This is a genomic window from Serratia sp. BNK-33-b (assembly GCF_048684565.1).
GTDB classification, from domain to species: domain Bacteria; phylum Pseudomonadota; class Gammaproteobacteria; order Enterobacterales; family Enterobacteriaceae; genus Serratia; species Serratia marcescens.
This window is the reverse complement of record NZ_JBLQTZ010000001.1, coordinates 4475770-4495012: the sequence shown is the minus strand read 5'-3', so window position 1 is coordinate 4495012 and position 19243 is coordinate 4475770. Positions and strand designations below refer to the sequence as shown.

Genomic DNA, 19243 nt, shown 5'->3' with positions numbered 1-19243 from the left:
GGCAATTTTCTCCCTTATTGCGGCTTCAACATGGCGATCATGAAGTCTTTGGCGCTCTCCACCTTGCCCTGCTGGATGGCGGCGGCGGGATCGACGTGTTTCGGACAGACTTCGGAGCAATAGCCGACGAAGGTGCAGCTCCAGACGCCGTTTTGGCCGTTGAGCTGCGGCATGCGCTGTTTCTTGCCGTGGTCGCGGTTGTCCAGGTTATAGCGGTGCGCCAGCGTGATTGCCGCCGGGCCGATAAACTCGGGGTTGAGGCCGAACTGCGGGCACGCCGCGTAGCACAGGCCGCAGTTGATGCAGCCGGAGAACTGGTGGTACTTGGCCATCTGCGCCGGGGTCTGCACGTTCGGGCCATCCTCCGGTTTGCGATCGTTGCCGATGATGTACGGTTTGATCGCCTCCAGGCTTTCGATGAAGTGGGTCATGTCGACCACCAGATCGCGCTCGATCGGGAAGTTGCCCAGCGCTTCGACCTTCATGCCGCCGACGTAGTCGCGCAGGAAGGTTTTGCACGCCAGCTTCGGCACGCGGTTGACCATCATGCCGCAGGAGCCGCAGATCGCCATGCGGCAAGACCAGCGGTAGGAGAGATCCGGCGCCAGGTTATCCTTGATATAGCCCAGCGCATCGAGCAGCGAGGTCTGTTCGTCGTAAGGCACGGCGTAAGTGACGAAATGCGGTTCGGCGTCGCTTTCCGGGTTATAGCGCATGACGTCGATCTTCAGGGTTTGCATCTCAGCCATTTGCCTGCTCCTTATTCTTTTTCTCCTGCGCTTCGGCTTCTGCGCCGTAGACGCGTTTGGCCGGCGGCAGTTTGGTGATTTTCACGTCGCTGTATTCGAGACGCGGCGCGCCCTGCGGGTTATGGAACGCCAGCGTATGCTTGAGGAAGTTGACGTCGTCACGCTCGGTGCAGCCTTCGTCCAGGCGCTGATGGGCGCCGCGCGACTCTTTGCGGTTAAACGCGGAGTGCGCCATACATTCGGCGACGTCCAGGCCGTAGCCCAGCTCGATGGTGTACAGCAGATCGGTATTGAACACGCTGGAGTTGTCGGTGATTTTGACGCGTTTGAAGCGCTCTTTCAGCTCGGCCAGCTTATCGATGGTTTTTTGCATCAGCTCCGGCGTGCGGTAGATGCCGCAGCCTTCTTCCATCGACAGCCCCATTTCGTCGCGGATCTTCGCCCAGTTTTCGTTGCCTTCCTGCTTCATCAGGTTGCTCAGGCGGGTTTCGACGTCGCGGGTTTGCGCATCCAGCGCGCTGCCGTTGGCCGGCGCGGTTTCCAGCGCGCGGCGCGCCGCATGCTCACCGGCGACGCGGCCGAACACCACCAGTTCCGCCAGCGAGTTGGAGCCGAGGCGGTTGGCGCCGTGCAGGCCGACGGAGGAGCACTCGCCGACCGCGAACAGCCCCTTGATGCGGGTTTCACAGTTCTGGTCGGTTTCAATGCCGCCCATGGTGTAGTGCGCGGTAGGGCGCACCGGGATCGGATCTTTCACCGGATCGACGCCGACATAGGCCTTGGCCAGTTCGCAGATGAACGGCAGCCGTTCCAGCAGCTTTTTCTCGCCCAGGTGGCGCAGATCGAGGTAGACCACGTCGCCGCGTGGGGTGGCGATGGTGCGGCCGGCGCGCCATTCGTGCCAGAAGGCCTGGGACACTTTGTCGCGCGGGCCCAGCTCCATGTATTTGTTCTTCGGCTCGCCCAGCGGGGTTTCCGGGCCCATGCCGTAGTCTTGCAGGTAGCGGTAGCCGTCTTTGTTCACCAGGATGCCACCTTCGCCGCGGCAGCCCTCGGTCATCAGGATGCCGGAACCGGGCAGGCCGGTCGGGTGATACTGCACGAACTCCATGTCGCGCAGCGGTACGCCGTGGTGGAACGCCATGCCCATGCCGTCGCCGGTGACGATGCCGCCGTTGGTGTTGTAGCGGTAAACGCGCCCGGCGCCGCCGGTGGCCATCACCACCGCGTTGGCGCGGATCTGCACGCGGGTGCCTTCCATCATGTTGAGCGCCACCAGGCCGCGCGCCTGGCCGTCATCCACCAGGATATCCAGCACGAAGTGCTCGTCGAAGCGTTGAATTTGCGGGTATTTCAGCGAGGTCTGGAACAGGGTGTGCAGCATGTGGAAGCCGGTCTTGTCGGCGGCGAACCAGGTGCGTTCGATCTTCATGCCGCCGAAACGCCGCACGTTGACCGAACCGTCCGGTTTGCGGCTCCACGGGCAGCCCCATTGTTCGAGCTGGGTCATCTCGCGCGGGCACTGATGCACGAAGTGATCGACCACGTCCTGCTCGCACAGCCAGTCGCCGCCGGCGACGGTGTCGTGGAAGTGGTAGTCGAAGGTATCATGATCCTGAGTGACGGCGGCGGAGCCCCCCTCGGCGGCGACCGTGTGGCTGCGCATCGGGTAGACCTTAGAGATCAGCGCGATTTTCAGTTGGGGATTGGCTTCCGCTGCGGCTATTGCTGCACGTAAACCAGCGCCCCCGGCCCCAATAATGGCAAGATCGGCGTTAAAGGTTTGCACTGCATTCCTCCAATGTTCTTGTTAAGAACGGCAAGTTAAATATCTATGCTTAAAATTTAGCGAACTCTTCGGGTGCTAACTAATTGAACCGATTAATGTTGCTTAAAGGTTAAGGATAGATATCTCCCACCAATAATGGGGAATTAACTATACCTAAAGTTAAGTAGTCGAAATTTGATGTGATCGATTGTTTTGTCGATTAACGCTTGCCCAACAGGCTTGCCTGCCTTTTCGCGCGTTCGGCGTGCTTTACCCTTTTTAACGCGCTTTTGCCGCCTATTTATCGGAAATTGGCGTTATGGCCGGTTGCGCATCGTGAAGAATTTGTTTGGCTGCAAGGATGCGAGTAGACTGCATCCCCTGTTTGATTTCGGAGTTAATTACCATGAGCGAAACGGCAAGCTGGCAGCCTAGTGCACCCATCGCCAATTTGTTGAAACGCGCAGCGATTCTGGCTGAGATCCGGCGTTTCTTCGCCGATCGTGGCGTGCTGGAAGTTGAGACGCCCACCATGAGCCAGGCGACGGTCACCGACGTTCACCTGTTCCCGTTCGAGACGCGTTTCGTCGGGCCGGGGGCGGCAGAGGGCCTGACGCTATACATGATGACCAGCCCGGAATATCACATGAAGCGCCTGCTGGCGGCGGGCAGCGGCCCGATCTACCAAATGGGGCGCAGCTTCCGCAATGAAGAGGCCGGGCGGCACCATAACCCCGAATTCACCATGCTGGAGTGGTACCGTCCGCACTACGACATGTACCGCCTGATGAATGAGGTGGACGATCTGCTGCAACAGGTGCTGGACTGCGAGAGCGCGGAGACCCTGTCCTATCAGCAAGCGTTCCTGCGCCATCTGGACATCGATCCGCTGTCGGCGGAGAAGGCGCAGCTGCGCGAAGCGGCGGCCAAACTCGATCTGAGCAACATCGCCGATACCGAAGAAGATCGCGATACGCTGCTGCAGCTGCTGTTCACCGTGGGCGTGGAACCGCATATCGGCCGTGAAAAGCCGGCGTTCGTTTACCACTTCCCGGCCAGCCAGGCGGCGTTGGCGGAGATCAGCACCGAAGACCACCGCGTGGCGGAGCGTTTTGAGGTGTACTTCAAGGGCATTGAGCTGGCGAATGGTTTCCGCGAGCTGACCGACGGCCGTGAACAACAGCAGCGCTTCGAGCAGGACAACCGCAAACGCGCGGAGCGCGGTCTGCCGCAGCAACCGATCGACTACAACTTGTTGGCGGCGTTGCAGCACGGCATGCCGGAATGTTCCGGCGTAGCGCTGGGCGTGGATCGTCTGGTGATGCTGGCGCTGGGCGCCGAGAGCCTGAGCGACGTGTTGGCCTTCCCGGTCGGGATCGCCTGACGTTTCAGGCGGTGAAAAAAGCAAAAAGGGTCGGCATTTGCCGACCCTTTTTTTATCGCGAGAAGCGCTTACAGCCCCCCGGCGTCGCGCTTGGTGTTCGGCGCCGGCGTAGACGGCGGCGTACGGCCGTTGTTGGTCAACCGCGACAGCGTCTCGGTGCGCACCTGGAACGGCGGGTACGGCAGCGTGATGCCGTGCTCGCGATAGCCCGCCAGGATCAGCTGGTGGATCTCGTGGCGCAGCGGCATGCGGTGGCCCATCTCGGCGGCGTAAATACGCATCTCGAAGATCTGGATGCCCTGTTGCAGATCGACCAGGTAAACCTCCGGCGCCGGGTTATCCAGCACCAGCGAGCAGCGCTCGGCGGCGTTCATCAGGATCTTGGTCACTTCTTCGCTGTTGGCTTCGCCCGGCGCCGGTACGGTCAGCACCACGCGGGTCAGGGTGTCCGACAGCGACCAGTTGACGAACTGTTCGGTGATGAACGCTTTGTTCGGCACGATGATCTCTTTGCGATCCCAGTCCGAAATGGTGGTGGCGCGGGTGTTGATCTTGGTGACGGTGCCGGTCAGGTTGCGGATCGTCACGGTGTCGCCGATGCGGATCGGTTTCTCGAACAGGATGATCAGGCCGGAGATGAAGTTGGAGAAGATCTCCTGCATGCCGAAGCCCAATCCCAGACTGAGCGCGGTAACCACCCACTGCAGTTTTGACCATTCGATGCCGATCCAGGCGAAGCTGAGCACCGCGCCGAACAGCAGCAGCAAGTACTTGGTGATGGTGGTGATGGCGTAGCCGGTGCCCGGCGACAGATCCAGGTGCTGCAGCACCGCCAGCTCCAGCAGCGCCGGCAGGTTGCGCACCAGCTGCATGGTGATGATCAGCACCAGAATGGCGATCAGCACCGCGCCGAGGGTGATCGGATGGGCGGTCTCCACGCCGTTGACCGTCGAAGTCACGTCCCACAGCGAAATGTTTTCCAGGAAGGCGAACGCGGAGTGGATCTCCGACCACAGTACGATCACCGACACCAGCGCGATCAGCGTCAGGATCGATCGCACCAGCCGCAGCGACTGGGCGCTGATGGTGTCCAGATCGAAGTCCGAATCGTCCGGATCGATGGCGCCTTCGGTGCTGTTCGGGGTGTGCGAGGTTTCGTCTTCGCCGCGGGCGCGCTGGGCCAGGATGTCGGCGCGGCGCTGTTTGGCGCGATCGAAAGCGATGCGCCGCCGTTGGATCAGCATCCAGCGGCGGATGATGTGGTAGATGACCAGCAGCAGGAACCAGATCGCCACCGAGGTTTCCAGGCGCGCCAACAGCGCCTGCGCGGTGGTGAGGTAACCGACGGTCGACGCCAGCGCCGCCAGCAGCGGCGCCGACAGCAGCAGCCCCCAGAAGGCGCTGTTGAGCATGTTGTCGCCGGAGCCGTTTTTATCCAGATACAGCGGAATGCCGGCGCGTTTCAGGCTGTGGGTGACCAGCGCCAGCGCCAGACACAGCAGGATAAAGCACAGCCGCCCCAGGGTGTTGGCGAACTCGCGTTCTTTCAGGCTATCGAAGGTGATCAGCGCCATGATCAGCGGCACGATCAGCCAGATCGACATCTTGTAGTAGCGCATGGCGCGCGAAACCTGCTTCGCCGGCCAGCGGAAGTGCACGATGAACAGCCCCTGCGGGTGGGCGAAGGCGGCGCAGATCATGCAGATCCACAGGATCGGCAGCGTGGCGGTCACCCCTTTGCCGATCGCTTCCGCCACCGGGTAGTTCCAGGCGCTCTGCAGGCCGTAACCGAGCGCGGCCCACAGCACCGGCAGCGGCATCGCCACCAGAATCGACCAGAACACGGTGCGCACCGTCAGGAAGAATTCGTCCTGCGTCACCTTGCCGACGCGGCTGCTGGCGCGCTCGAGGAAGGCGTGATAGTGCTTGCGCGAACTGATGCTGAAAATCACCAGCAGCAGGGCGCCGAAGATCGGGATCAGCGTTTCGCGGCTGGTCACCATCATCATGAAGGCGCCGCCGAGCTGCGACAGCGTGTCCAGCGACAGGACGCGGGTCAGATCGTGCGCCACGTTGAGCGGATAAGAGAAGTTGATCGGATTGACGTCCGGCACCCAGAACAGATAGCGGTGGGTGGCGTCGCGGATCTCGTTCAACGCTTCGATCAACTGGGTGTTGGCCACCTTCAGCTTGGTCAGCTCAAGGATTTGGGTGTCGCAACCGGACAACAACGAGTTGAGCAGCTCGCGCTGGGTGCGCAGCTGGGCATCGACGATGCGCTGCTCCTGGTTGGTCAGCGCGCTGCCGTCGTCGCGCTTGAATTCGCGCTGCGACAGTTTTTCCAGCTGGTTTTCAAACTGCAGGCGCTGCACGCGCAGCTGGGCCATGTCGCCGTCCAGCTGTTGCGGCTTGGGCATTTCCGGCAGCGTCGCCACCTGGGCGCGCAGGGTTTCCCCCAGCGCCGACGACGAGCCGAGCCATTGGGCCTGTTCGATGATGGTGCTCAGCGCCTGGCGCACCTGCAGCGTCTGCGCCGCCGCCTGCCGCTGCTGCGACGAAATCAGATCCATGCGCTGCGCCTGGCTGTTCAGCGCGGCGGACAGTTCGCGGTTGATCTGCAGCTGTTGGCTGATGCTTCTTGGCAAATCGCCGTTCTGCTCGGCCAACTGCTCGGTTTTTTCCAGCGCCAGTTCCGCTTCGCGTTGGCGCTGGGCGTTGAGGTTGTTGCGCAGCGCCTGCAGCTGAACGTCTATTTTCTCGTGGCGCTTTTTATAGACCTCGGCGCGCATGCGCGCCAGCTCCTGCCGGTTGTTGGCCGACAGCTGCGCCAGCTCCAGCTCGTCCACTTTGGCTTTGCGCGCCGCAGCTTCGGTCTGCAGCAGGGCCAGGGCGGCCTGCGCGTACGGCGTGGTCGGGTTGGCGGGCTGCGCCTGCAGGCGGCGCTGCACTTCCGTCAGCGCACGGCGGGCGTCGGTCTGCTGCTGCGGCAACTGGCCGAGCGAATCGCTGATTTCCCGCGTGCGATCCTGTTCTTGCTGCAGCAGGCGCGCCTGTTCCAGCAGCAGGCTGCTGGTTTGCAGGATCTGCTGTTCCAGCTCGGCGGCCGGCAGATCGTCGCCGTTCGGCAGGATCTTGTTGCTTTCCAGCACCAACTGACGGCGCAGTTCCTGCGTCATCTTCGGGAAATCGTCGATCACTCTCTGATACTGCTCGGAGCGAGTCTGCGACTCTTTGCGCTCCGTCAGCCAGTTGAGGGCGCTTTGCAGCGCCTCGGTGGTTTCCGCCTGATTCGGCGCGTTTTTGCTGCTTTCCGCCTGCTTCAGCTCCTGTTTGAGCTGGGTCTCGGTCGGCACGGGGGCGGCCAGCGCCGGTTGCCACAGCAGGCAACCGAGCAAAAGCGTGATGATCAGGCGCACGGCGTCGATTCCTTTAGATCGGGGTCTGTGGTGTTTCAGCGGCGGCCGGGATTTCGGCGAAGGCTTCACCCATGCGGGTGACGGTGCCGTTATGCAGCTGCGGCGCGAACTGCACGCTGCCTGCGGTAAACAGGTTGATCACCGTGGAGCCGAGTTTGAAACGGCCCATCTCGGCGCCTTTTTCCAGCGCGATGGCGCCTTCTTCGCCGGCGGCCGGGTAGGTCCAGCGTTTGATGATGCCTTCGCGCGGCGGCGTGACGGTGCCGGCCCAGACGGTTTCGATACTGCCGACGATGGTGGCGCCGACCAGGATTTGCACCATCGGCCCGATGTCTGTGTCGAAGACGCAGATCACGCGCTCGTTGCGTGCGAACAGGTTAGGCACGTTGGCGGCGGTGAGCGGGTTGACCGAGAACAGATCGCCCGGCACATAGATCATTTCGCGCAGTACGCCGGCGCACGGCATGTGTACGCGGTGATAGTCGCGCGGCGCCAGGTAGGTGGTGGCGAACAGGCCGTTGCGGAACGGCTCGGCCAACAGGTAGTTGCCGGCCAGCAGCGCTTCCAGGCTGTAGTGGTGGCCTTTGGCCTGGAAGATTTGGTCCTCGCGGATCGGGCCGAGCTGGCTGATGGCGCCATCGGCGGGCAGCGCCAGCCAGTTGGCGTCGGCGATGATCGGGCGCGCGCCATCGCGCAGCGGGCGCACGAAGAAGTCGTTGAAGGTGGCGTAAGACGCCAGGTCCGGGTTTTGCGCTTCCTGCATGTCCACGCGGTAGTAGCGGGCGAAGGTTTTGACCACCAGTTGGGTCAGCCAGCCGGCCCGTTTGTCGGCGCCCCAGCCCGCCAGGCGGGTCAGCGCCAGCTTAGGCAGCCAATATTGCAGTTTAATCTTGATGCTATCCAGCACGTTAACCTCGTGAATCAGGGTAAAGGGCGCGCATTGTAACGAGGGCGCCGCCGTCGTCAATGCCCGCCCGTCAGTGTCAGTCTGCGGCGTCCGTGAAGTTCTTGCGAACCTTCACCTGCGCCATGCTTTCCAGAATGCGGTGGTAGTTGTCGAAACGCTCTTGCGCGATATCGCCTTTCTCCATCGCCGCGCGGATAGCGCAGCCGGGATCGGTATCGTGGCGGCAGTCGCGGAATTTGCAACCGCCTAAATAATCACGGAATTCGACAAAGCCGCGGGTAATTTGTTCCGGCTCCAGGTGCCACAGGCCAAACTCGCGCACTCCGGGGGAGTCGATCACGTCGCCGCCGTGCTGGAAGTGGTACAGCCGCGCGGCGGTGGTGGTATGTTGCCCGAGGCCCGAGACGTCGGAAACCTGATTTACCAGAATTTGCTCTTCAGACGGCGGCAGCAGCGCGTTCAGCAGGCTGGATTTGCCGACCCCCGACTGGCCGGCGAAGATGCTGATGCGCCCGGCCAGCGCCTGTTCGAACTCCGCCATGCCTTCCCGCGTTTGGCTGGAGACTTCCAGCACCCGGTAGCCAATCTTGCGATAGATATCCATCATGCCGTCGACCAGCTTGCGCGCTTCGGCGTCCAGCAGGTCAATTTTGTTGAGCACGATCAGCGGCTCGACTTCGAGCGTTTCGCAGGCCACCAGATAGCGGTCGATGATGTTCAGCGACAGCTCGGGCAGGATCGCCGACACGATGACGATCTGATTGATATTGGCGGCGATCGGCTTCACGCCGTCGTAGAAGTCCGGGCGCGTCAGCACCGAAGTGCGCTCGTGCACCGCTTCCACAATGCCCTTCACCCCTTCATGGGCGCCCAGGCCGGGGCGCCACACCACGCGATCGCCGGTGACCAGCGAACGCAGCGTGCGGCGGATGTTGCAGCGGTGCTGAGTGCCATCCGGCGCCTCAACGTCGGCGTGCATGCCGAAACGGCTGATGACGACGCCTTCCTGCGGCTCGCCCAGCTGGGAATCATCCGGTTCCGGTTTGTTATCGGCGCGCTTCAGACGGCGCTGATGGTTCGCCTGCACGCGGCGTTGCTGACCTTTGGACAGTTTGTTCTTACTCACTGCGCCTCACTTGAATCGGTTTTATACCTTTACGTATACGCACAGCTGCGGCGAGGGACTAGCCCCGGGCGCAGCCTTGAACCCGTCAGGGTATATGTCGCCCAAGGCGACCAAAAAGACTATGATACACGCTATTTTATATTAAATAACCGTTGTTAGCCGCCGGCTGCGGCGCGTTGCCACCGGCGGCGCCCGTCGTCTCGTCCGCACAGCGTTTTTCTCTCGGCTTTTAGGCAGGAAACATCATGACAGGAAACGAAAATAACCTGATTTGGATCGATTTGGAGATGACCGGGCTGGATCCCGAGCGCGACCGCATTATCGAGATCGCCACGCTGGTCACCGACGCCAACCTGAACATCCTGGCGGAAGGGCCGGTGATCGCCGTGCACCAATCCGACGAGCAACTGGCCTTGATGGACGAGTGGAACGTGCGCACCCATACCGGCAGCGGGCTGGTGGAGCGGGTGAAAGCCAGCCGCCAGGACGATCGCGCCGCCGAGTTGGAAACCATCGCCTTCCTGCAGCAATGGGTGCCGGCCGGCAAATCGCCGATTTGCGGCAACAGCGTGGGCCAGGATCGCCGTTTCCTGTTCCGCTATATGCCCGAGCTGGAGGCCTACTTCCATTACCGCTATCTGGACGTCAGCACGCTGAAGGAACTGGCGCGCCGTTGGAAGCCGGAAATTCTCGGCGGCTTTAAGAAGCAGGGCACCCATCAGGCGCTGGATGACATCCGCGAATCGGTGGCCGAACTGGCTTATTACCGCGAACATTTCATTCAGCTTTAAGGCGATGGCGGCCCCTGCGGGGAAAAAACGTCGTTTTTAGCCGCTTAATTCGCCAATCTGGCGCTTTAATCGGCAATCAAACAAAAATCGCGTTTTTTTGCTTTCAGGGGCTTGCGGCAAAAAGGATTTCTCGTATAATGCGCACCCCGTACCGATGAAGAATTTCGTAACGTTCCACCATCGATACGCCGGGCGGGAATAGCTCAGTTGGTAGAGCACGACCTTGCCAAGGTCGGGGTCGCGAGTTCGAGTCTCGTTTCCCGCTCCAAATTCAACAATGTCGCGATGCGGCATGATGAATAAATAAAGCAGTATCAAGCAGTACCTATGCGACGCGGGAATAGCTCAGTTGGTAGAGCGCAACCTTGCCAAGGTTGAGGTCGCGAGTTCGAGCCTCGTTTCCCGCTCCAAAAATTCAAAGGTCACGCCAGTGTTTGGTGACCGGATGCCAAAAGCATCTCTATGCGGGAATAGCTCAGTTGGTAGAGCACGACCTTGCCAAGGTCGGGGTCGCGAGTTCGAGTCTCGTTTCCCGCTCCAATTTTCTCTTCGTTTCAAACTCAAGTCCAACGCCTTATCCGGCGCGGATTTTTGTCCCGTTTTACACGCCTGCTAAAAATGTTGTGAACAGAGTTATCCACAGCCTCTGCACTTAAACTCGCCTGCCTGAAAAATCAACGTCATACAAATTAAATATTTATCTATTTGATTTATATGTTTATTTATTTATCCCAAAACGTTATGCCGATCACTTGCTCTTTTTGTTGCAGTTGAAAGACAACGTGTTTTTATTTTTATGCACAAATCCACAGAGTGAGTCTTCCGGCGATAAGCCCGCGCGGCGCACGCCGTCAGGCGTCCCTCGGCAAACCTTTTTCCACAGCCCGTATCAGCCGTTTTTTCTGTGCCGTCTGCACCTCGATGCCCTGCGCTTCGCGGCGGGCGAGCTGTTGCGCCAGCGCCCAGTGGATATGTTCGTCCAGCATGCTGTCCTGGCCCAAACGCGTGCGCAGCGCGAGCACGACGCCGTCCTCATAAGGCGCATTGCCCAGCGCCACGGCGATATTGCGCAGCCAGCGCAGGTGGCCGATGCGGCGTATCGCCGAGCCTTCGGTGATGCGCAGGAATTTTTCTTCTGTCCAGTTGAACAGATCGATCAGCTGCGGCGCATGCAGCGCGGCGCGCGGGCTGAAATCGTCTTCGTCGGTGAGCTGCGAAAAGCGATTCCACGGGCAGATCAGCTGGCAGTCGTCGCAGCCGTAGATGCGGTTGCCGAGCAGCGGGCGGAATTCTTCCGGGATCGCGCCTTCCAGCTCGATGGTCAGGTAGGAGATGCAGCGCCGGGCGTCGACGGTATAGGGGGCGACGATGGCGCCGGTCGGGCAAGTGGTGATGCAGGCGACGCAGCGGCCGCACTGTTCTTCCTGCGGCTGATCCACCGGCAGCGGCAGATCGATCAGCAATTCGCCGAGGAAAAACCACGATCCGGCTTCGCGGTTGAGAATTAGTGAGTGTTTACCAACCCATCCGATGCCCGCCTTGGCGGCCAGCGCGCGCTCCATCACCGGCGCAGAATCGACAAAGGGGCGGAAATTCAACTCGCCGCAGTATTCCTGGATCTGATCGCCCAGTTTTTTCAGGCGCTGGCGCAACAGCTTGTGATAGTCACGCCCCAGCGCGTAGCGGCTGACGTAGCCCAACTGCGAATCTTGCAAGGTGCTGGCGAACGCCGCCTTGGCCGGCAGGTAGTTCATGCGTACGCTGATCACTCGCAGCGTGCCCGGCAACAGTTCGTGAGGGCGTGCGCGCAACATGCCGTGGCGCGCCATCCATTCCATCTCGCCGTGGTACTGCTTGTCGAGCCAGGCCTGCAGCTTCGGCTCTTCAAGGCTCAGATCGGTATCGCAGATGCCAACCTGCTGGAATCCTAGCGATTGCCCCCATTGCTTGATATGTTGGGCGAGTTGATGAAGATCGAGGGGGTGCGTCATGACGGGCCACAGTGAAAAAGCATACGCTGACAGTTTACCACACTCTGTCTGGCCTGCGGATTGGATCCGTCGCTCGGAACCCGCGGCGGCGGCCTCGCTCGGTATTTCTCTTTACGATTTGATGCAGCGCGCCGGTCAGGCGGCCTACGCGCTGGCGCGCAACGCGTACCCTTCCCGCGACCACTGGCTGGTGCTGTGTGGCCACGGCAACAACGGTGGCGACGGTTATGTGGTGGCGCGTCTGGCGAAGGCGGCGGGCGTGCAGGTGACGCTGATCGCCTGCGAAGGCGCACGTCCTTTGCCACCGGAAGCCGCAGCGGCTCGCGAGGCCTGGCAAGCAGCAGGCGGCGACATTCTGCCGGCGAACAGCCGCTGGCCGGCGTCTGTTTCGCTCATCATCGACGGCCTGCTGGGCACTGGTCTGGGCAGCGCGCCGCGTGCGCCTTACGACGCGCTGATCGAGGCCGCCAACCGCCATTCGGCGCCGGTGGTGGCGCTCGATATTCCGTCCGGCCTGCTGGCGGAAAGCGGCGCGGCGCCAGGCGCGGTGGTGCGTGCCGCCCACACCGTCACGTTCATCGGCCTCAAACCGGGGTTGCTGACCGGCCAGGCGCGTGACTGGGTCGGGCAACTTCATCAGAATGCGCTAGGCTTATCGGGTTGGTTGGCGAAGCAACCGGAGCAGATTCAGCGGCTTACCGCCGAGGTGTTGCCGCGCTGGCTGCATCCGCGCCGTCCTTGCGCTCATAAGGGCGAGCATGGCCGCCTGCTGTTGGTGGGCGGCGATAGCGGTTTCGGTGGCGCCATTCGCATGGCGGCGGAGGCGGCGCTGCGCAGCGGGGCTGGATTGGTGCGAGTGCTTACTCACATTGATCATGTTACGCCGCTGCTGACGGCCAGGCCGGAGCTGATGGCGCAGGCGCTGGACGAGGCGACGCTGCGGCAGGCGATGCAATGGGCGGATGTGCTGGTGATTGGCCCGGGGCTGGGCCAGGCTGAGTGGGGCAAAAACGCCTTGAGCGTGCTGCAAACCAGCGATAAACCAGCCTTGTGGGACGCCGATGCGCTGAACTTGCTGGCATTAAATCCCGAGAAACGGCAGAATCGCGTGATGACTCCGCATCCTGGAGAGGCGGCGCGGCTGTTGAGCTGCAGCACTGCTGACATCGAGAGTGATCGCTTACTTGCCGTGCGCAAGCTGACGGCGCGCTACGGCGGCGTGGCGGTGCTGAAAGGCGCCGGTACGCTGATCGCCGATGAGCAGGGGCAGATGGCGATCGCCGACGTCGGCAACGCCGGCATGGCCTCCGGCGGCATGGGCGATGTGCTGTCGGGCATCATCGGCGGTTTGCTGGCGCAAAAGCTCCCGCTGTATGATGCCGCCTGTGCGGGCTGCGTCGTGCATGGCGCGGCCGGCGATCGCGTAGCGGAAAGACAAGGAACAAGAGGCATGTTGGCGACCGATTTACTGCCGGACATCCTTCATTTCGTTAATCCTGAGTGGGCAAAATAGACTTTATCGAATGAAAGAACTCGTTTTACCTCTGCCGGACGAGGCAGCGACTGTCGCTTTGGGCACCACTTTGGCCAAGGCCTGCGATCGCGCCAGCGTCATCTATCTCTACGGCGACCTGGGCGCCGGTAAAACCACCTTCAGCCGTGGCTTCCTGCAGGCGTTGGGGCATCAGGGCAACGTCAAAAGCCCGACTTATACGCTGGTAGAGCCCTATGCCTTGCAGCCGTTGGCGGTGTATCACTTCGATCTGTATCGCTTGGCCGATCCGGAAGAGCTTGAATTCATGGGCATTCGCGATTACTTCGCGCAAGACGCCATCTGCCTGGTCGAATGGCCGCAGCAGGGCACCGGCGTGCTGCCGGAGCCGGACCTGGCGCTGCACCTCAGCTATCAGGGCGAGGGGCGAGAGGCGAAGATTGAGGCGATTTCCGCATACGGCAGCCAGTTGTTAGACCGCATTCATGGATCACAGGGATGATGCTGCAATGACGCAGGTGTTGAAAAAATTTGCGGTCATCATGCTGATCGCCGTGCTGGGGCCGCTCGGCGCGTTGAACGCGCTGGCGGCGTCCTCGCTGTCCGATATCAAAGTGTCGAACGCCCAACGCGAAGCGACGGTGTCGGTGAGCTTCAATGGTCCGCCGGACTATGCGTTTTTCCCGCTGCACGGCCCGGAACGGGTGGTGCTGGACGTTAATCAGAAGGGCAAGGTCGGCGGTCTTCCGCTCAATTTCAGCGGGCAAAACCTGGTGAAAAGCATTCGCTCCAGCGCGCCGAAAGACGCTCAGAGCGTGCGCCTGGTGTTTGATCTGACCCAGCGCGCCAAAACCCGCGTTTCCACTCGCCAGAACGGCGGCGTGCATACCGTGGTGTTCACCATTTCGGCCGAAGGCGGCGCCAATATCGTGGCGCGTAAAGCGCCGGTGCAAACGCCTCCGCCGGTCGCCGTCAGTCAACCGCCGCGTCAGGCGCCGGTCGCGGTGCGTGAAGCGCCGGAGCCGCCGCTGCGCAAAGCGCCGACGGGATCGAATCCCTTTACCCAAAAACAGACCGTGGTCGCAGGCACCGCCACTGAGGTCACGCCGCGCAGCAGCCGCGTTTCCGCCGGTTCCGGCGATCGGGTGGTGGTGGCGATCGACGCCGGCCACGGCGGCCAGGATCCGGGGGCCATCGGCCCGAGCGGGTTGAAAGAAAAGAATGTCACCATCGCCATCGCGCGTCGCCTGCAGGCGATGCTGGACGCCGACCCGCAGTTCAAACCGGTGCTGACGCGTAACGGTGATTATTTCATCTCGGTGATGGGGCGTTCCGACGTTGCGCGTAAACAGGGCGCCAACGTACTGGTCTCCATCCATGCGGACGCCGCGCCAAACCGCAGCGCCAGCGGCGCTTCCGTCTGGGTGCTGTCCAACCGCCGCGCCAACAGCGAAATGGCCGGTTGGCTCGAACAGCATGAGAAGCAGTCTGAGCTGCTCGGCGGCGCCGGCGATTTGCTGGCCAATAGCCAGGCCGACCCTTATCTGAGCCAGGCGGTGCTGGATCTGCAGTTCGGTCACTCGCAGCGCGTCGGGTACGACGTGGCGGTGAAAGTGCTGCAGCAGCTGCAGAGCGTCGGATCGTTGCATAAACGCCGGCCGGAACACGCCAGCCTGGGCGTGCTGCGTTCGCCGGATATTCCATCGCTGCTGGTGGAAACCGGATTTATCAGTAATAGCACGGAGGAGCGGCTGCTGGGCAGTAGCGCGTATCAGGAGAAGATTGCCAAGGCCATTCATAACGGCCTGCGCAGCTACTTCCTGGCGCATCCGCTGCAAGCCGACCCAAAGGTGGAAAACCGACCGCTGGACGTCGCAGCGGCGGTTAACACCTCAACACCAGACGTGCGTCAGCCGGAGCCTATCGTCAGCCCGGCCGGCGCGAGCCGCAGCGTTAGCGGCAAGACCCAGATCCACGTGGTGAAACGGGCGGAGACGCTGTCCGGCATCGCCGACAGCTACGGCACCACCATGGCGGCGCTGCGGGATCTGAACAAACTGAAGAAAGATGGCGTGTGGGTCGGGCAACGCCTGAAGGTGCCGGCGGGGAAAACCGCCGCTGTCACCGCCGTCGCCAAAGCGAAAACGCCGGCGAAAAGGCCGTCTAAACATAAAGTGGCCCGCGGAGATACGCTGTCCTCCATCGCTTCCCGCTACGGGGTCAGCGTCGGCGATCTGAAACGGGTCAATAATCTGAAGTCGGACGTCGCGCCGCTGGATCGGACGCTGACCATTCCGCAGGCCTAGCGCCACCGCTACAGGAGTCAGCATGCCTATCCAGGTGTTACCGCCACAGCTCGCCAACCAGATCGCCGCCGGAGAGGTGGTTGAGCGCCCCGCGTCGGTCGTCAAAGAGCTGGTGGAAAACAGCCTGGACGCCGGGGCGACGCGCATCGATATCGATATCGAACGCGGCGGCGCCAAGCTGATCCGCATTCGCGACAACGGTTGCGGCATCGGCAAGGACGATCTGGCGCTGGCGCTGGCGCGGCACGCCACCAGTAAAATCAGCACGCTCGACGACCTGGAGGCGATCGTCAGCCTCGGCTTTCGCGGCGAAGCGCTGGCCAGCATCAGTTCGGTGTCCCGTTTGACTCTGACGTCGCGCACCGCCGACCAGAGCGAAGCGTGGCAAGCCTATGCCGAAGGGCGCGAGCAGGCGGTGACGGTCAAACCCGCTGCGCACCCGGTCGGCAGCACGCTGGAAGTGCTGGATCTGTTTTACAACACCCCGGCGCGCCGCAAGTTCATGCGCACCGAGAAAACCGAATTCGGCCATATCGATGAAGTGGTGCGGCGCATCGCGCTGGCGCGCTTCGATGTGGCGATCAACCTCAGCCACAACGGCAAACTGATCCGCCAATACCGGGCGGCGAAGGAAGAAAGCCAGCACGAGCGCCGTTTGGGCAGCATCTGCGGCCCGGCGTTTTTGCAGCATGCGCTGAACATCGACTGGCAGCACGGCGATCTGAGCATCCGCGGTTGGGTGGCGGATCCGGCCGGGGCGCGCCAGCTGGGTGAAATGCAGTATTGTTACGTCAACTGCCGCATGATGCGCGATCGTTTGATCAATCACGCCATTCGTCAGGCCTATCAGGATCAGTTGAAGGACGATCAGCAGCCCGCTTACGTGCTGTATCTGGAGGTCGATCCGCACCAGGTGGACGTCAACGTGCATCCCGCCAAGCACGAGGTGCGTTTCCATCAGGCGCGGCTGGTGCACGATTTTATCTACCAGGCGGTGACCACCGTGCTGCAACAGGCCGGTCAGACACCGTCGCTGCCGCTGGCGGAAATGCCGGCCGAAGCGCCCGCGCCGGTCTGGCAGCAGGAAAACCGCGTCGCCGCCGGCGGTAACCATTTTTCTCAGCCTGCGCCGCGCCGTGAAACGCCGCCACCGGCCGGCACCGCCCGCGAGCGGCCGCCGCAGCCGGGCTGGCAAGCGGCGGGCGGTTATCAGAAACGCGAAGGCGAGCTGTACGGTAAACTGATGCAGCCCGCCGCCGAGCCGCCGGCCGAGGCCGCGCCGGAAGTCTCGATCAAGCCGCCGCTGTTCCCGCCGGCGAAAGCCGCAGCGGAAACGCCGTTGGCGGGCGGCCAGCACAGTTTTGGCCGGGTGTTGATGATCCATCCGCCGTGTTATGCGTTGATTGAACAGCGCCAGCAGCCGGCGTTGCTCAATCTTACGGTGGCCGAGCGCTGGCTGCGTCAGGCGCAGCTCAACCCGCCGACGGAAGGGCTGCGGCCGCAGCCGCTGCTAATCCCAGTCAAGCTGACGTTGGAAAAGAGCGAAGCGGCAGCCATCGCACGGCATCAGGCGCTGCTGACGATGATGGGGCTGGATCTGCAGGCGGATCACGGCCGTGTGACGCTGCGCGCAGTGCCTTTACCATTACGCCAACAAAATTTACAAAAACTGATACCCGAACTGTTAGGCTATCTGGCCGAACATCAGGAGATGTCGCCCGCGGTGCTGGCCACCTGGCTCGCTCGCCGTCTTGGCAGCGAACATGAACAGTGGAACACCTCGCAAGCGATACAATTGCTGACCGACGTTGAACGACTTTGCCCGCAGCTGGTCAAATCGCCACCGAGCGGACTTTTACAACCCGTTGATTTACAGGCCGCACTGGCGGCCCTCAAGCATGACAGACACTGAAATGACACCACGTCCCCCGGCTATTTTCATCATGGGGCCGACCGCCTCGGGCAAGACCGCGCTGGCGATCGCGCTGCGCGAACGCCTGCCGGTGGAACTGATCAGCGTCGATTCCGCGCTGATTTACCGCGGCATGGATATCGGCACCGCCAAGCCGAGCGCTGAAGAATTGGCGCAGGCGCCGCATCGGCTGATCGATATTCGCGATCCCGCCGAAGCTTACTCGGCCGCGGAGTTCCGCGCCGATGCGCTGAAAGAGATGGCCGACATCACCGCCGCCGGCCGCATTCCGCTGTTGGTGGGCGGCACCATGTTGTATTTCAAGGCGTTGCTGGAAGGATTATCGCCGTTGCCGTCCGCCGATCCCGCGGTGCGCGAGCGTATCGAACGGCAAGCGGCGGAGCAGGGCTGGGAGGCGTTGCACCGTCAGTTACAGGCGATCGATCCGGTCGCGGCATTGAGAATTCATCCGAATGATCCGCAGAGACTGTCCAGAGCACTGGAAGTTTTTTTTATTTCGGGTAAAACTTTAACGGAACTGACTAAAATTTCGGGTGAATCGTTGCCGTATCAAGTTCACCAATTTGCGATAGCGCCGACCAGCCGTGAGTTGATCCATCAACGCATCGAGCTGCGGTACCATCAAATGTTGGCGGCGGGTTTTGAGACGGAAGCGCGTGCACTTTTCGCACGGGGTGATTTGCATACGGACTTGCCCTCCATTCGCTGTGTCGGTTACCGCCAGATGTGGTCATACTTGTCTGGTGAAATTAGTTACGATGAGATGGTTTATCGTGGTATTTGCGCAACACGTCAGTTGGCTAAACGCCAAATGACCTGGTTACGGGGTTGGGAGTCGGTCCATTGGTTGGACAGTGAAAAGCCGGGAGAGGCTTTGGACTCGGTGACACAGGTTGTTAGTGCATAGGTTGGGTGATTGTGTACAATTGCTGAGTATTCAGCGCGCAAATTTTTTACGTCGTTTATTTTAGAGCCGACAGGTTCTTAGTTACAAACAACAAGCAAATAAGGAAAAGATAGAATGGCTAAGGGGCAATCTTTGCAAGATCCGTTCCTGAACGCATTGCGTCGTGAACGTGTTCCGGTTTCTATTTATTTGGTGAATGGTATTAAGCTGCAAGGCCAGATTGAGTCTTTTGACCAGTTTGTCATCCTGTTGAAGAACACGGTTAGCCAGATGGTGTACAAGCACGCTATCTCTACCGTTGTCCCGTCACGTCCGGTTTCGCATCACAGCAACAACCCGAGCGGCGGTTCAAGCAACTATCACCATGGCAACAATCCGTCTGCGCAGCAACAGCCGCAGCAGGAAAGCGATGACGCTGAATAAAGCGCGTTGCAAGTCAACCATGACGGGGAGCATAAGCAGCCGCGGGCTGT

At 61.3% G+C, this 19243-nt stretch carries 14 protein-coding genes and 3 tRNA genes; 11 read left to right on the top strand and 6 right to left on the bottom strand.

What is annotated here, in order from left to right; translation table 11 throughout:
• Window positions 1-14: 14 nt before the first annotated feature.
• On the bottom strand, window positions 15-749 hold the full coding sequence (locus tag ACMGGK_RS21720) for a succinate dehydrogenase/fumarate reductase iron-sulfur subunit (RefSeq protein WP_004929676.1): 735 nt from the start codon (window positions 747-749) through the stop codon (window positions 15-17).
• Complete coding sequence (gene frdA / locus ACMGGK_RS21715; protein ID WP_028127563.1) at window positions 742-2538, bottom strand: fumarate reductase (quinol) flavoprotein subunit; 1797 nt, start codon at window positions 2536-2538, stop codon at window positions 742-744. Before frdA ends, ACMGGK_RS21720 begins: the two co-directional genes overlap by 8 nt.
• A 385-nt stretch (window positions 2539-2923) precedes the next feature.
• On the opposite strand from frdA, the gene epmA reads away from it, so the two are divergent.
• Entirely contained in the window at window positions 2924-3901 is a 978-nt protein-coding gene (epmA, locus tag ACMGGK_RS21710; RefSeq protein WP_004929681.1) for an elongation factor P--(R)-beta-lysine ligase, read from the top strand.
• Between the two features lie 68 nt (window positions 3902-3969).
• Here the strand turns inward: epmA and mscM are convergent, their stop codons facing one another.
• The 3 genes from mscM to rsgA form a co-directional block, all read right to left on the bottom strand.
• The gene (mscM, locus tag ACMGGK_RS21705; protein ID WP_016929370.1) at window positions 3970-7317 is read right to left on the bottom strand and encodes a miniconductance mechanosensitive channel MscM; all 3348 of its coding nucleotides are present in this window, start codon (window positions 7315-7317) and stop codon (window positions 3970-3972) included.
• A gap of 13 nt (window positions 7318-7330) precedes the next feature.
• Window positions 7331-8224 (bottom strand): archaetidylserine decarboxylase, encoded by an 894-nt coding sequence (gene asd, locus ACMGGK_RS21700; protein ID WP_028127565.1) that lies wholly within the window; start codon window positions 8222-8224, stop codon window positions 7331-7333.
• Between the two features lie 76 nt (window positions 8225-8300).
• Window positions 8301-9350 carry a small ribosomal subunit biogenesis GTPase RsgA gene (gene rsgA / locus ACMGGK_RS21695; RefSeq protein WP_033641617.1) on the bottom strand — a complete coding sequence of 350 codons (1050 nt, stop codon included), beginning with the start codon at window positions 9348-9350 and terminating at the stop codon, window positions 8301-8303.
• Between the two features lie 245 nt (window positions 9351-9595).
• Here rsgA and orn point away from each other — a divergent pair, with 245 nt between their 5' ends.
• From orn to ACMGGK_RS21675, 4 genes are all read left to right on the top strand, one after another.
• Window positions 9596-10141 carry an oligoribonuclease gene (gene orn / locus ACMGGK_RS21690; RefSeq protein WP_004929689.1) on the top strand — a complete coding sequence of 182 codons (546 nt, stop codon included), beginning with the start codon at window positions 9596-9598 and terminating at the stop codon, window positions 10139-10141.
• Between the two features lie 192 nt (window positions 10142-10333).
• Window positions 10334-10409: transfer RNA gene (locus ACMGGK_RS21685), tRNA-Gly, on the top strand.
• 66 nt (window positions 10410-10475) lie between these two features.
• A tRNA-Gly gene (locus ACMGGK_RS21680) sits at window positions 10476-10551 on the top strand.
• A gap of 54 nt (window positions 10552-10605) precedes the next feature.
• Window positions 10606-10681 (top strand) — tRNA-Gly (locus tag ACMGGK_RS21675).
• A 311-nt stretch (window positions 10682-10992) separates the two neighbouring features.
• Here the strand turns inward: ACMGGK_RS21675 and queG are convergent.
• The gene (gene queG, locus ACMGGK_RS21670; protein ID WP_016929367.1) at window positions 10993-12132 is read right to left on the bottom strand and encodes a tRNA epoxyqueuosine(34) reductase QueG; all 1140 of its coding nucleotides are present in this window, start codon (window positions 12130-12132) and stop codon (window positions 10993-10995) included.
• Here queG and nnr point away from each other — a divergent pair.
• The 6 genes from nnr (at window position 12131) to hfq (ending at window position 19193) form a co-directional block, all read left to right on the top strand.
• Window positions 12131-13645, top strand: a complete 1515-nt coding sequence (gene nnr / locus ACMGGK_RS21665) for a bifunctional ADP-dependent NAD(P)H-hydrate dehydratase/NAD(P)H-hydrate epimerase (protein WP_110146627.1) — start codon at window positions 12131-12133, stop codon at window positions 13643-13645. The genes queG and nnr overlap by 2 nt on opposite strands.
• 10 nt (window positions 13646-13655) lie before the next feature.
• Entirely contained in the window at window positions 13656-14126 is a 471-nt protein-coding gene (tsaE, locus tag ACMGGK_RS21660) for a tRNA (adenosine(37)-N6)-threonylcarbamoyltransferase complex ATPase subunit type 1 TsaE (protein ID WP_025305017.1), read from the top strand.
• Window positions 14127-14133: 7 nt separating this feature from the next.
• Window positions 14134-15930: an N-acetylmuramoyl-L-alanine amidase AmiB gene (amiB, locus tag ACMGGK_RS21655; RefSeq protein ID WP_033638922.1), complete on the top strand. Its 1797-nt coding sequence runs from the start codon at window positions 14134-14136 to the stop codon at window positions 15928-15930.
• Window positions 15931-15952: 22 nt separating this feature from the next.
• Complete coding sequence (gene mutL / locus ACMGGK_RS21650) at window positions 15953-17842, top strand: DNA mismatch repair endonuclease MutL (protein WP_420277194.1); 1890 nt, start codon at window positions 15953-15955, stop codon at window positions 17840-17842.
• Window positions 17829-18770 (top strand): tRNA (adenosine(37)-N6)-dimethylallyltransferase MiaA, encoded by a 942-nt coding sequence (gene miaA, locus ACMGGK_RS21645; protein ID WP_004933679.1) that lies wholly within the window; start codon window positions 17829-17831, stop codon window positions 18768-18770. Before mutL ends, miaA begins: the two co-directional genes overlap by 14 nt.
• Window positions 18771-18884: 114 nt before the next feature.
• Window positions 18885-19193 carry an RNA chaperone Hfq gene (gene hfq / locus ACMGGK_RS21640; RefSeq protein ID WP_004933678.1) on the top strand — a complete coding sequence of 103 codons (309 nt, stop codon included), beginning with the start codon at window positions 18885-18887 and terminating at the stop codon, window positions 19191-19193.
• Window positions 19194-19243 lie beyond the last annotated feature (50 nt).